Raw genomic sequence first — 13,151 nt, 5'->3', positions numbered from 1 at the left:
CTGAATTTCTCTCCACCAACACTTGAGATGAGCGGGGTGGTGGCCTGGCGTATCCCGGTTCAGGCACTTTCACGAATGGTGCGGACAGTGTTCCAGTGGAGAGGGGCAAAGGCGCCGTGTGTCCCAGGGAATGCCAAGCGAAAGGCTGAACCTGTCCGAACCATTGTTCAATCAGGGTTCGTCTCTGCTCAACGCTTCGACCGGCTGCGGCGGCGCTTGGGCGCGGGCGGCGGCGGCGCGCCCCAGGCGGCCAGCTGCTCGTCCCCGGCCCCCAGGGCCAGCAGCGCCGCGCTGTCCTGCGGTGTCAGGGAGGTGCGGGCCAGCAGGTCGGGGCGGCGGGCCAGGGTCCGGGCCAGGGCCTGCTCGCGCCGCCACGCCGCCACGGCCGCGTGGTTGCCGCCGCGCAGCACCTCGGGCACTGCGTGGCCGCGCCACTCGGGGGGCCGGGTGTATTCCGGGTAATCCAGCAGCCCTGAACTGAAGGAATCCATCTGGTGCGACTGCGGGTCGCCCAGCACCCCGGGGCGCAGGCGGGCCACGGCCTCCAGCACGCAGGCCGCCGCCGCTTCGCCGCCCATCATCACAAAGTCGCCAATGCTCAGCTCGCGCGTGACCAGGGTTTCGGCGCGGGCGTCAAAGCCCTCGTACCGGCCGCACAGAAAAGCGAGGTGGCGCTTGCCCGCCAGTTCCTCGGCCATCGCCTGCGTGAAGGGCGGCCCGGCCGGGCTGAACAGAATCACCTCGTCGGCCGGGGGCAGGCTGGCCAGGGCGCGTTCAGCCACGTCCACCCGGATCACCATGCCCGCGCCGCCGCCATAGGGGGTGTCGTCCACCTTCAGGTGCTTGTTCTGGGCGAAGTCGCGCAGATTCACCAGCTGCACGTCAATCAGGTTCCGGGCTGCCGCCTTGCCCAGAATCGCTTCCTGGGCAAAAGGCAAAAGCAGTTCTGGAAACAGGGTCAGGAACGAGAAGCGCAGCGGCTCTGGCGGCGCGTCAGTCGTCGTCGGTGTCATCGTCGCCCAGCAGGTTGTCCGGCGCGTCGGCCGTCAGGGTGATGGCGCGGGGACGCCGCCGCTCGCTCAGCTCCACGACCACGTAGGGCGCCTGCAGCGGCACAAAGGCCTCGCCGCCCGCATGACGCACCACCAGCAGGTCCTGGTGCCCGGCGTCCACGGCGTCCGTAACCTCACCCAGCCGCTCGCCCGAGGCGCCGTGAACCGACAGGCCGCGCAGTTCGTGGTAGTAGTACACGCCCTGTTCGAGTTCGGGCAGTTCATCATCGGCGGCGTACACGTTCAGGCCGCGCAGGTCCTCGGCGGCCTCGCGCGTGCTCACACCGGCCAACCCCAGCGCCACGCCCGGCGAGAGGGGCTCGGCTTTGGTGACCCGCAGCCAGCCCCGGCCCTCCACATACACCCGTTTCAGGCCCAGCAGCTGGCCCGGATCGCCCAGCACATACACCTTGACGCCGCCGCGCACTCCGTGGGGGCCCAGAAAGTAGCCCAGGCGTGTGCGGTCCTGTTCGCCCCCGCTCACGCTTTGCGGGGGGCGTCCAGGTCCACGTTCAGGCGTTCACGCGGATCGGCGGCGGCGCGCACCAGGGTGCGAATGGCCTGAATCACCCGGCCCTGGCGGCCAATCAGGCGCCCTTCCTCGCCGGGGCCCACCCGCACGACCACGGTGGGGCCGCGCCGCGCGGCACGCACCAGCGCGGGCTGGTCCACCACGCTCTGCGCGAGGTACAGGGTCAGTTCCACGGGATCGGTTTTCATGGCGCGCATTCTACCGCCTGCGGCCCCCGGCCGGCGCGCAGCACAACAAAAAAAAGCCCCCCGGGTGGGGAGCTTCCGGGGCGTAGAAAATCGCTTAAGCGACCTTGACGCCCTGGCTCTTGAGCAGGCGGCGGGCGGTGTTGGTGGGCTGGGCGCCCTGGGCAATCCAGTGGGCGGCGCGCTCGGCGTCCACCTTCAGGTAGTTTTCGGTGGTCTTGCGGGGGTCGTAGTACCCCAGGTTCTCGATGTAACCGCCGTCGCGGGGGCGGCGGGCATCGGTGACCACGATGCGGTAGTGGGGGTTATGGGTGGAACCAAAGCGGGACAGGCGGATTTTAACCATGACAGACAACCTCGGAATTGGGTGTGTTTTGAGGGTACAGCGCCCGCTAGGATCACGGGGGTCATGCGCCCGTCAGCAGCCAACCGGGGTGCGCACCGAAAAAGAGTAGCAAAAGCGCTGTCCGGCGGCAAGGTCCTATCTCCCCAGGCCCGCCCCCCAGTGCCTCGGGGCCTCGTCCCGCTGGGTTGAGCTGGGGATCAGAAGGGCGGCGCGATCACGTCCTGCCCGCGCCGCAGCTGAAAGGCCATACTATCGGGGCCAATAATCGAGCTGCCGCCCACTGTGCCCAGCGGCGTGCCCCGGCTCACCCGGTCGCCTGTGTTCACGAATTTCTCGCGCAGGCCCAGGTACACCGTGACCAGGGCGCCGTGATCCACCAGCACCACCCCGCCCAGCGAGGCATAGAAGGTGGAGGTCAGCACGTTGCCGTCCTGGGCTGCCACCACCTGCGTGGCGCCCGAGAGCACCACCCACGGCGATCCCCCGCTGCCGAACGGCGCGCTGACCCGCCCACCCGGCAGCGGAAAGCCCAGCGGCCCGGCTGCTGGGGGCAGCGGGGCCAGCTGCACCTCTACCTGTTGCTGCTGGGCCTGCACCTGCTGCTGGCGCTGCTGCAGGGCGGCGCGTTCCTGCTGCAACTGGGCCTCACGCTGGCGCTGCTGGGTCAGGCGCTGCTGCGCCTGCTGGGCAGCGGCGCGCTCGGCGGCCACGCGGCTGGCGGCGGCACGCTCGGCCTGGGCGCGCTCGGCGGCGGCCTGACGCTCGCGGGCCAGCCGCTCCTGCTCGGCACGGATGCGGGCCAGCCGGGCCGCCTCCTGCCGGGCCCGCTCCTGTTCTTCGCGGATGCGCCGGGCCTCGGCCTCGCGGCGGCGGCGCTCCTCTTCCAGGCGGCGCTGGCGCTCGGCTTCCAATCGGGCCTGCTCGGCCTGCACCTGGCCCACCAGCTGGTCAATGGTGCGCGCGGCCAGCGCCTGTTCGGCCTGCCGCTGAGCGGCCAGGGTGCGCTGGCCCTGCTCGCTGCTGCGCAGCTGCGACAGGAGGGTGTTCTGCTCGGTGCGCCGGGCCTGCAGGTCGCGCAGTTTGGCCTGCCGCTGCACCTGCAGGGCCCGCAGTTCCCGGGCCTGCCGGGTCTGCAGGTCGCGTTGCTCGCGCAGCACCTGCACGTCGGCCGCCAGCGTCTCGATCACGCGGGTGTTGTACTCGCCCGCGCGGTTGGCGTACTGCAGCCGGATGAGCAGGTCCGACAGGCTGCGCGACTGCGACAGCAGCTGCAGGTAGCGCCCGGAGCGGTCCCGGTACTGCGCGCGCAGAATCTGGCGCACGTCGCCCTGCAGGCGTTCCACCCGCGCCTGGGTCACCTTGAGCTGGCTGCCGGTGTCGGCCAGGGCCCGTTCCGCCAGGGCCACGCGGGCCGTGGCGGTGGCCAGTTCGTTTTCCAGCCCCCCGGCGCGGCGGGTCAGCTCGTCCAGGCGGCCCAGGGTCTGGCGCTGCTGCGCGCTGAGGCTGGCAATGGCCCGCCGCGCCTGCTCAATCTGCGCCGCCTTCTGGGCGTTGAGTTCGCGCTGCTGCTGCAGTTCGCGCTCCAGGGTCTGCAGCCGCTCGCTGGTGGTCTGCGCCAGTCCGGCCTGAGGCACGCCGCACAGCAGGGCCACCGCCAGCAGCGCCCCCGCGCGGGCCCGCCGGGTCATTCCAGCTCCCGCAGGTAGCGCCGGGTGGCGAACAGGCTGCCCAGCAGCCCCGTCAGAATGCCCAGCAGCGCCACGCCGCCCAGCAGCGGCAGCAGGGTGTCCGGGTCGCGCGCCACGGGAAAGACCGGGGCCAGCTGCTGCACCCGCCCCGCCAGCGCCAGATACGCCGGGGTCAACAGGGCGACCGCCAGTGCGGCGGCCAGCGTGCCCACCAGCAGCCCCTCAATCACATGCGGCATGCGGATAAAGCCCCGGGTGGCGCCCAGCAGCCGCATCACGCTGATCTCGTCACGCCGGGCGTACATCGCCACGCGCACCGCGTTCAGAATGTTAAAGAGGGTGCCCAGAAACAGCAGCCCCACCAGCACGTATCCGGCCCCGCGCACGGCGGTCAGGGTGCGCACGGTGGGGTCCACGTAGTCGGCGCCGTATTCCACGTCCTCCACGCCGGGCAGCTGCGAAACCGCCTGCGCCACCACCCGCGAGTCCTCCACGCGGCCCACCCGCAGCCGCAGCGTATCGGGGAAGGGGTTGCCCACCAGCGCCACGGCGTCACGGGTGTAGGGCGAATCCTGGGTCATCTCCTGCAGCACCTGCTCACTGGTGACCAGGGTGGCCTCGCGCACCTGCGGAAACTGCCGCACCTGCGCCAGCAGCGCGCTGTCCTGGGCCGTGGGGGTGAGGAACGCCGCCACCTCCACCTGTGATTCGAGCTGCGAGAGCGTGCGGTTCACATTCAGGGTCAGCAGCAGCACAAAGCCCAGCATCAGCAGCGTCAGCGTCATGGTGACCAGCGTGGCCAGCGTGGCCGTGACGTTGCCCCGCATGGCCAGCAGGGCCTGACGGAAGTGGTAACTCATTGGCCGCCTCCGGCGGCGCAGATGGCCGATAGCAGATGGCCCGTGATCGGGGCTGAAGCGCTGCCATGTGCCATCTGCCATTGGCTATGGGCCCTCATCCCCTTCACAGCGCATACCCCCCGTACGGGTCGTCGCGCACCAGTTTGCCCTTGCGCAGGGTCAGGGTGCGGTGGCGGAAGGTTTCCACGAGGTCGCGGGCGTGGGTGGCCACAATGACGGTGGTGCCGCGCAGGTTGACGTTTTGCAGCACTTTGAGCACCTCGCGGCTGTTGTCGGGGTCCAGGTTGCCGGTGGGCTCGTCGGCCAGCAGCAGGGGCGGGTTGCCCACGATGGCGCGGGCAATGGCCACCCGCTGCTGCTCGCCCTGCGAGAGCTGCACGGGCAGGGCGTATTTCTTGTGTTCCAGGCCCACGGTGCGCAGCGCCCCGCCCACCCGCTGCGGCCACTCGCGCCCCGGCACGCCAGTGACGCGCAGGGCAAAGGCCACGTTGTCGTAGGCGTTCAGGTGCGGCAATAGCAGGTTGTCCTGAAACACGGTGCCCATGCGGCGGCGCAGCAGGGCGGTGCGGCGGCCCCGGTAGCGCGCCAGCGGCTCGCCCGCCACCTTGACCTCGCCCCGGCTGGGCAACGCCCGCTTGAGCACCAGACTCATGAAGCTGCTCTTTCCGGCCCCCGAATGGCCCACCAGATAGACGAACTCGCCCTTGCCCACGTGCAGCGACACGTCGTCCAGGGCCAGGGTCCGGGTGACCGGGTACTCCAGCGAAACGTTCTTGAAATCAATCACGCCGCACCCCGCAAGGAGAGGCGCAGCGGCAAGGCGGTGCGGTTGGTCATGCTCGCGGCCCAGCATAGCCCGGATGATTGGGGGGACGGTGAAAGGGGGAGGGGGGCTGTTTGGGCGATTTCATTTGCTGGCGTTGCCCCACCCCCCCAGCCCCCCATCCCAGACTCGTAGAGCTGCGCAGCAGAGGGGACGGGGGGAGCGACGCTGCGCTGGCAAACGTTGACTGACGGTGTGGGGCGGCCTTCCTTCGCCCCGCGACGTACGCCGTCGCCTTTCTCCGCCCATCGCCGGACGCCCGCGCGCTGCGCGCACGACGGCTTCCGTTGCTTGCCTCGTCAAGGGCGAGAGGTGGGAACGCTTAAGACACGAGGTTCTACTTTGAAAGGCAGCAGGAGCATCGGCTTCGGCTGCTTTTGCCGTTCAAAGTAGAACCCTCTGGGCCGCACCAAGGTGTCTTGCCCCCTTACCGCCCGGGTCCAGACGAGGCCGTCGTGCGCGCAGCGCGCGGGCCATTGCGCTGGGGCGGAGGATGGCGTCGAAGCCAGACACATGACCGGAGAGGGCAAGCCCGCCAACGTCAGTAAAAACTCTTGCCCAGCGCAGCGTCGCTCCCCCCTGCCCCTCTGGGGTAGGGGGGCAGGGGGGGTGGGGCCGCCCGCAAGCTAAAACACAAACCACCCCCCCTGTAACAGCCACCCCCTTTGATCTCATGCTCAAGCACTATCCTGCGCAGCGTGAACGCCAAACGTCTGACCGTCACCCTGGCCGCGCTGGGCGCGACCGCCGCCGTCGCCTACGCGCAACTTGGCGGGTACACCCAGGCGAACCTCAGCAGCACCCCCGAGGGACGCACCTTCCTGCAGGTGCTGAATGAACTCAACCGCCTGTATCTGTACCCCGTGGACCAGGAAAAGGTGCTGCGCGGCGCGATTACGGGCGCGCTGGGCAGCCTGAACGACGAATTCACCTACTACAGCGAACCCGAGGACAACGCCATTGACGCCGCCAATCTGCAGGGGGAGTTCTTCGGCATTGGCGTGCAGCTGGTGGCGGCCAACGCCGACGGCACGGGCGGCAAGATTGACAACGTGTACAAGGGCGGCGCCGCTTCGGGTGCGGGCGTGCAGATTGGCGACCAGTTCCTGAAAATTGGCGACAAGGACGTGACCAGCGCCAAGCTGAACGAGATTGTGCGCCTCGTGCGCGGTGAGCGCGGCACCCAGGTCACCGTGACCTTTGCCCGCGACGGCAAGCCCTACACGGTGAAGATGGAGCGCCAGCCCGTGACCATCGTGAGCGTGGAATCCACCGTCTTGCCCGGCAACATTGGCTACATTGCCCTGAACACGTTCTACAACGAGAAGGTCAGTGAGCAGTTCCGCGCCGCCGTGGCCGACATGAAGAAGAAGAATGTCAAGGCCCTGATTCTGGACCTGCGCGACAACGGCGGCGGCCTGTTGAACGCGGGCGTGGACGTGGCCGATCAGTTTATGCAGAGCGGCCCCATCGTGAGCCTGCGTGACCGTTCCAAGCAGACCCAGGTGTTTGGCACCGCCCGGCGCCAGGCCAGCGACTACACCGGCAAACTGGTAGTGCTGGTCAACAAGAACAGCGCCAGCGCCAGCGAGGTGGTGTCCGGGGCGCTGCAGGACACCGGACGCGCGACCATCGTGGGCGAACAGACCTTCGGCAAGGGTGTGGCGCAGATTCCGGTCACCCTGCCCGACGGCGGCAAGGCGGCCATCGTGAACAGCGAGTGGCTGACCCCCAAGGGCCGCCAGATTCACAAGAAGGGCGTGACGCCCGACGTGCTGGTCAAGGACACCCGCTTTACCACCCCGGTCAACTTCACGGGCAGCGGCGTGAAGCCCGGCGAGAAGATTACCCTGACCATCGAGGGCAAGCCCGTAACGGTCACCGCCGACAAAGACGGCAAGTTCACCTACACCGGCGAGATCAAGCGCCCTACCCGCAGCGCCCAGCAGGGCGAGGCCACGGTGGACCTGCAGACCGACGCCATCCTGAAAAAGGCCGTGGACCTGCTGAAGTAAAGGCAACACGGAAAGAGCGGCTCCGAAGGGGGCCGCTCTTTTGCAGGAGTGATCCGAGTTCCGAACAATGCCGTACCCCATGACGGAATTGTTCCGACCAGAGGGACTCGCAGCGCTGCGGAGCACATCAGGAACAGGGACGGATGTCCGGGAAGTGGATCGCCCCCAGCCGAAGGCGGGGAACATCCCCTTCTTCCCGGAGGTGACGGACATGGACGGACGGCCGTATGAACGTGCTCGCGGGGGTCCCTGCCCCCTCTCTGGCGCCTACTCTGCCTGCCACCAGTCATCAAGGGGTGACACCGGCTGCGCGCGCTTGTGGCGGGTGGCGCGGTACAGCTCTTCCAGTCGCGCGGCCACCTCATCCGGCACTGGCTGGCCCTCCAGGTAGTCGTCAATCTGCGCGTAGGTTACGCCCAGGGCGGCCTCGTCGGGCAGGCCGGGGCGGTCGTCTTCCAGGTCGGCGGTGGGGACCTTCTGCCAGGTTTCAGGCGGGGCGCCCAGGGACGCCAGCAGCGCCGCGCCCTGGCGTTTGGTCAGGCCGCTTAGCGGGGTCACGTCCACGCCGCCGTCGCCGTACTTGGTGAAAAAGCCGGTCAGGGCCTCGGCGGCGTGGTCAGTGCCCACCACCAGCAGGCCCTCCTGCCCGGCCAGCGCGTACTGGGTCACCATGCGCAGCCGGGCCTTCACGTTGCCGCGCACGAAGTCGCGCAGCGGCGTGCCCAGGGCCGCGCCCGCCGCCTGCGCCGCCGCGTCGGCCGCCGCCTGGATGTTCACGGTCGCCGTGCGGTCGGGCTGAATAAACGCCAGGGCCCGCGCCGCGTCGGCCTCGTCGGCCTGCACGCCGTAGGGCTGGCGCACCGCCACGAACTGGGCAGCTGCGCCCCCGGCCCGCAGCCGCTGGGCGGCCAGCTGGCACAGGCGCCCGGCCAGCGTGCTGTCCTGCCCGCCACTGATGCCCAGCACGAAGCCCCGGGTGCCCGAGGCCTGCAGGTAGGCGCACAGAAACGCCACGCGCCGCTCCACCTCGGCGGCCGGGGTGATGGCCGGCTGCACCCCCAGTTCACGCCGAATGCTGTCCCTCAAACTGACCACGGGCGCAGTATGGCACGGCGTTCTTGGGGCCCCCGGGGCGCCTACACTGGAGGGCGTGACCGAGCCGCCCACCCGATTGCGCCTGCCGGCCCACGCTGCGCCCGCGCCCCCGCCCGGCACCCAGAGCGTGGACAGCGCCCTGGCCGCCCTGGGCACCGGCCGCTTTCAGGTGCGGCTGCTGCTGATCTGCGGCCTCACCTTCGCGGCGGCGGCCATGGAGGTGCTGGTCATGGGCTTTGCCCTGCGCGGCATCACCGCCGATCTGGGTCTGCCGGGCAGCCCCGTGCCGCTCCTGATGGCCACCTTTCTTGGCATGCTGCTGGGCGCGCCCTTCTGGGGCCTGCTGGCCGACCGCCTGGGCCGCCGCCCGGTCTTTCTGACCACCACGGTGCTGGGGGTGGTGTTCGGCCTGCTGGGGGCGCTGTCGCCCAGCGTGGAGGTGCTGTTTGTGGCCCGGGTGCTCACGGGGTTTGCGGTGGGCGGCACCATGCCGGTGGATTACTCGCTGCTCTCGGAATTTCTGCCCCCGGCGCGGCGCGGGCGCTTTCTGGTGCTGCTGGAAAGTTTCTGGGCGGTGGGGACCCTGGCGCTGGCGGCGCTGGCCTACGGCCTGAGCGCGCTGCTGCCCCCCGAAGCGGGCTGGCGCTGGCTGCTGGCCCTGGCCGCCCTGCCAGGAGTGGTGGGCCTGCTGGTGCGTGCCGGCGTACCGGATTCGCCCTACTGGCTGCAGGTGCGCGGCCGTCTGGACGAGGCCCGCGCGGCCCTGACGGTGGTGGCCCGGGTCAACCGCCGCGCCCTGCCCACCGCCCCCCTGAGCCCCGCGCCTCCCGGTGCAGCGGCGGCCCGCCACCGCGACCTGCTGGGCCCGGGGTGGCGCGACCGCACCTTTCTGCTGGCGGGCGCGTGGTTTGGCATGAGCCTGGGCTACTACGGCATCTTCTCGTGGTTACCGGCCTACCTGCGCACCCACGGGGTGGACCTGGGGGAAACCTACCGCACCGCCATGATTCTGGCCATTGCCCAGATTCCGGGCTATCTGCTGGCCTCGCTGCTGATTGAGTGGGTGGGACGGCGCGTGACGCTGATGGGCTTCATGCTGGCCAGCGCGGCGGGGGCCTACCTGTTTCTGCTGGCCGGCGAGTCGGCAGTGGGGGTGCTGCTCACCTCCGCGCTGCTCTCGGCGTCGCTGCTGGGCGGCTGGGGCGCGCTGTACGCCTACACCCCCGAACTGTTCCCCACCCCACTGCGCGCCGGGGGCATGGGTATGGTGAGTGCGTTTGGGCGCCTGGCCAGTGTGCTCTCGCCCCTGGCCGCCGCCGCGCTGCTGGGCGGCCACCTGGGGCAGGCGCTCACCGTGTTTGCCGCCGCCTTTATCATCTCGGCCGGGTGCATCTGGGGCATTGGCATCGAAACGCGCGGCTGCCCCCTGCCGGACGGAGAGCGGCACTGAACGCGGCGCGGTCAGGCGGAACGCTGGCGGTGTATATCGGGCGCTTTCAGCCGCCGCACGCCGCGCACCTGCACACCATGCGCGCGGCGCTGGCCAGCCACGGGCAGCTGCTGGTGCTGCTGGGCAGCGCCAATCTGGCCCGCAGCCATAAAAACCCCTGGACCGCTGCCGAGCGTGCCCGCCTGATTCGCCGCGCCCTGGCCGCCCAGGGGGTGCCCCGGCGCGGGCTGCACCTGCGCCCCCTGCCCGATGAGTTCGACGCCGCGCGCTGGGCCGCCCGGGTGCGCGCCGAGGTGGAGGGCGTGGCCCGGCTCACCGGGGCCGCCGAGGTGGTGCTGACCGGCTTCGAAAAGGACGCCAGTAGCGCCTACCTGCGCTGGTTTCCCGAGTGGCGCCTGAGTCCAGTGCCCGCCCGGGGCGCCCTGAACGCTACGGCGCTGCGGGCCGCCCTGTTTGAGGGCAGGGCCCTTGCGGACTGGACCCCGATCCCGGTGGCCGCCTTTTTGCAGGCGTTCCGGGCTGGCCCGGCTTTCGCACGCCTGCAGGCCGAGTTCCAGGCGGTGCAGGCCGAGCAGGCGGCCCTGCGTGGATCTGATCCCCGCCATGAGGTGCTGCGCCTGTTCGTGGACCACGCGGGCGCGGGCGGAACCGCGCGCATTTGGCTGGGGCGCCGCCCGGGGCCTATCGGCGCGGGGCTGCTGGCGCTGCCGGGAGAAATGCAGTCCCCGGGGGCTGCGACCCCCTCAGCGGCGGCCGTCTTCGACCACCCGGGCCGGTCGCTGGGGTGGCCGGCGGTGGCCCATGTGGTGCCGGTGACAGCGCCGCTCCCCGGCACCCGGCCCATGTTGCTGGACCGCGCCCTGCAGCGCCCGCACGCCTTTTTCGAGGACCACGCGGTCATCCTGCGCCGCCTGGGCCTGGACGCGGCGCCCGTCCCGGCTTGACACTTCCCTGCGCGGCGCCGCAAGCTGCCAGCGGATTTCCACCCCGAACCCTGTGCCCCAAGGAGGCCTCTATGCCCTGGACCCGAGACGAGATGGCGGCCCGCGCCGCGCGCGAACTGAGTGACGGCTATTACGTGAACCTGGGCATCGGCCTGCCCACGCTGGTGGCCAACCACATTCCTGAAGGGGTGTCGGTGATGCTGCAGAGCGAAAACGGCCTGCTGGGCATTGGCCCCTTTCCCACCGAGGCCGAGGTGGACCCGGACCTGATCAACGCGGGCAAGCAGACGGTCACGGCCCTGCCCGGCGCCAGTTTCTTTTCCAGCGCGGATTCCTTTGCCATGATCCGGGGCGGGCACGTGAACCTCGCCATTCTGGGCGCCATGCAGGTGAGCGAACACGGTGACCTGGCCAACTGGATGATTCCCGGCAAGATGGTCAAGGGCATGGGCGGCGCCATGGACCTCGTGGCCGGCGTGCAGCGCGTGGTGGTGCTGATGGAACACACCGCCAAAGGCGACGCCCACAAGATTCTGCGCGAATGCACCCTGCCCCTGACCGGCAAGGCCGTGGTGAACCGGATTATCACCGATCTGGGCGTGCTGGACGTGACCCCTGAGGGCTTGAAACTGGTGGAACTGGCTCCCGGCGTGAGCCTGGAAGAGTTGCAGGCCAGGACCGGCGCGCCCGTCTTGGCGTAAACGCAGGGAGGGCCGATCAGGGGCGCCTCCGGGGGCCCCTTTCCGCTGCGGCGCCACGCGCCGGGTTCCAGCATGGGAGAGGACCAGGACAGAACCCCCGCTGAGACGGCTTCCGAAAAATTCCGTCATGTGTTCCGGAATTTTTTCGACCGGAGGGACTCGAAGAGCTGCGGAGCAGAGAAGGAACAAATGCGGATTTCCGGGAATTGGGCTGGAGCAGCGCCGAAGGCGGGGAACATCCCCCTTCTTCCCGGATGTTACGGAAATGGACGGCAGTCCGTATGAGACGGAACTCAGGTGAGCTGCGGGCAAGGGGTGAGCATACGCGCAGCGCTGCGCCGCAGAGCAAAGACGACAGAAGACGGAGCTGCAGCGATGGAACAGCACCCCTGCGCGCTTCCCAGGAGGCTTTGGCAGCAGAGGCGGCCCGGATGAAGGATCAAGGCGCTGGAAAAAAGCGTCTACTGGAGCGCTCCGACAACGGTGATGAGGTACCCCGGGCGCCGCGCAGCTCTGGCCGAGTGGTCAACTCCATACGCGCAGCAAGGCCGTTCCTCTTATGCTGCGGCAGATGCGCCGCGCCTTCCTGTTCCCCCTGCTGGCCCTGCCACTGGGCTACGGGCTGGGCTGGGGCCTGTTTGGGCTGCCGGGGGGCGCCGTGCTGGCGGTGGTGTTTGGCGCAGCATTGGCACTGGCGGCCGGGGCCAGCGGGGCCCGGGGCGTGGCCGGCTTTCTGCGTGTCCTGGCCCTGCTGGTGCTGACGGCCGGGGGACTGTGGCTGCTGGGCGGCGGCCTGCTGCTGGTGGGCATGGTGCGCTCGCCCCACAATCCCCTGCCTATCGGCCTGAACGGCGCGCTGGCGCTGCTGGGGGTGGGGGCCGTCGCCGCTGGGCTGCTGGGCACCCTGGCGTGGCGGCTGGCCCGCAGCGCGCCTGCCTCGCTGCGGGCCAGTCCGGCGGCGCCCTGGCTGCTGGGGGCCGGGGTGCTGCTCTTCGCCTTTGCGCCTGCCGTGCGGGTGGACTGCCGGGGCCTGCAAACCGATTCGTTCCTGCGCCCCGGCAGCGGCTTTTCGGGCGCCAGCGCCGACCAGCGCTACTGGGCCAGGAAACCCAGCTTGATTCCGGGCCGCGCCGAATTGCCGGCCAGCTTCGTGATAGACGGCGTGCAGGCCAGTGTGACGCGCTGTTTTCAGGACCGCCACGGCCGGCCCCGTCCCCTGAGTCTGCGGCCCAGTGCGCCGCTGCTGGTGGTTTACCTGACCGAACGGGTACGTCCCGGGATGCGGGCTTACGCCGCCGTCTTCACCCCGGGCGAGCACCGCAAGCTCACCCCCTGGGTGCCTGCCCCGCCCCCCTCCGGCGACCTGCGTGTTCACCGCCCCTACCGCTGGCCCGGCTGGGTGGTCTTTCCCGAATTGCCGCACCTGTCCCCGGCCCTTGCCGGGGCGCTGGGGCCATAGC

At 70.0% G+C, this 13,151-nt stretch carries 13 protein-coding genes; 5 read left to right on the top strand and 8 right to left on the bottom strand.

Annotation, left to right across the window (positions count from 1 at the left end):
* Positions 1-188: 188 nt before the first annotated feature.
* The 7 genes from trmD to ftsE form a co-directional block, all read right to left on the bottom strand.
* Positions 189-1,013 carry a tRNA (guanosine(37)-N1)-methyltransferase TrmD gene (gene trmD, locus C8263_RS02365; protein WP_107136517.1) on the bottom strand — a complete coding sequence of 275 codons (825 nt, stop codon included), beginning with the start codon at positions 1,011-1,013 and terminating at the stop codon, positions 189-191.
* Complete coding sequence (gene rimM, locus C8263_RS02360) at positions 994-1,536, bottom strand: ribosome maturation factor RimM (RefSeq protein WP_107136516.1); 543 nt, start codon at positions 1,534-1,536, stop codon at positions 994-996. The genes trmD and rimM overlap by 20 nt, the downstream gene beginning before the upstream one ends.
* Positions 1,533-1,772: a KH domain-containing protein gene (locus C8263_RS02355; RefSeq protein ID WP_199188284.1), complete on the bottom strand. Its 240-nt coding sequence runs from the start codon at positions 1,770-1,772 to the stop codon at positions 1,533-1,535. The genes rimM and C8263_RS02355 overlap by 4 nt, the downstream gene beginning before the upstream one ends.
* A gap of 94 nt (positions 1,773-1,866) precedes the next feature.
* A complete protein-coding gene (gene rpsP, locus C8263_RS02350) occupies positions 1,867-2,115 on the bottom strand; it encodes a 30S ribosomal protein S16 (protein ID WP_107136514.1) in 249 nt (82 codons plus the stop codon).
* A 197-nt stretch (positions 2,116-2,312) separates the two neighbouring features.
* Positions 2,313-3,803 (bottom strand): murein hydrolase activator EnvC family protein, encoded by a 1,491-nt coding sequence (locus C8263_RS02345; protein ID WP_107136513.1) that lies wholly within the window; start codon positions 3,801-3,803, stop codon positions 2,313-2,315.
* Entirely contained in the window at positions 3,800-4,663 is an 864-nt protein-coding gene (locus C8263_RS02340) for a cell division protein FtsX (protein WP_107136512.1), read from the bottom strand. Before C8263_RS02340 ends, C8263_RS02345 begins: the two co-directional genes overlap by 4 nt.
* Positions 4,664-4,766: 103 nt before the next feature.
* A complete protein-coding gene (ftsE, locus tag C8263_RS02335) occupies positions 4,767-5,450 on the bottom strand; it encodes a cell division ATP-binding protein FtsE (RefSeq protein ID WP_107136511.1) in 684 nt (227 codons plus the stop codon).
* 734 nt (positions 5,451-6,184) lie between these two features.
* Between ftsE and C8263_RS02330 the strand changes: the two genes are divergently transcribed.
* Positions 6,185-7,501 carry a S41 family peptidase gene (locus tag C8263_RS02330; protein ID WP_107136510.1) on the top strand — a complete coding sequence of 439 codons (1,317 nt, stop codon included), beginning with the start codon at positions 6,185-6,187 and terminating at the stop codon, positions 7,499-7,501.
* A gap of 267 nt (positions 7,502-7,768) precedes the next feature.
* Here the strand turns inward: C8263_RS02330 and nadE are convergent, their stop codons facing one another.
* Entirely contained in the window at positions 7,769-8,596 is an 828-nt protein-coding gene (gene nadE, locus C8263_RS02325; RefSeq protein WP_107136734.1) for an NAD(+) synthase, read from the bottom strand.
* 55 nt (positions 8,597-8,651) lie between these two features.
* Here nadE and C8263_RS02320 point away from each other — a divergent pair, with 55 nt between their 5' ends.
* The 4 genes from C8263_RS02320 to C8263_RS02305 all read left to right on the top strand — a co-directional run bounded on the left by C8263_RS02320 (position 8,652) and on the right by C8263_RS02305 (position 13,150).
* On the top strand, positions 8,652-10,046 hold the full coding sequence (locus C8263_RS02320; RefSeq protein WP_332888912.1) for an MFS transporter: 1,395 nt from the start codon (positions 8,652-8,654) through the stop codon (positions 10,044-10,046).
* Between the two features lie 29 nt (positions 10,047-10,075).
* Positions 10,076-10,990 carry an adenylyltransferase/cytidyltransferase family protein gene (locus C8263_RS02315; RefSeq protein ID WP_233218592.1) on the top strand — a complete coding sequence of 305 codons (915 nt, stop codon included), beginning with the start codon at positions 10,076-10,078 and terminating at the stop codon, positions 10,988-10,990.
* A 71-nt stretch (positions 10,991-11,061) separates the two neighbouring features.
* Positions 11,062-11,691: a CoA transferase subunit B gene (locus C8263_RS02310; protein WP_107136508.1), complete on the top strand. Its 630-nt coding sequence runs from the start codon at positions 11,062-11,064 to the stop codon at positions 11,689-11,691.
* A 571-nt stretch (positions 11,692-12,262) separates the two neighbouring features.
* Positions 12,263-13,150: a hypothetical protein gene (locus C8263_RS02305; RefSeq protein ID WP_146160557.1), complete on the top strand. Its 888-nt coding sequence runs from the start codon at positions 12,263-12,265 to the stop codon at positions 13,148-13,150.
* Position 13,151: the final 1 nt, after the last annotated feature.

The organism is Deinococcus arcticus (assembly GCF_003028415.1).
GTDB lineage: Bacteria > Deinococcota > Deinococci > Deinococcales > Deinococcaceae > Deinococcus > Deinococcus arcticus.
This window is presented reverse-complemented; position numbering and strand designations above follow the sequence as displayed.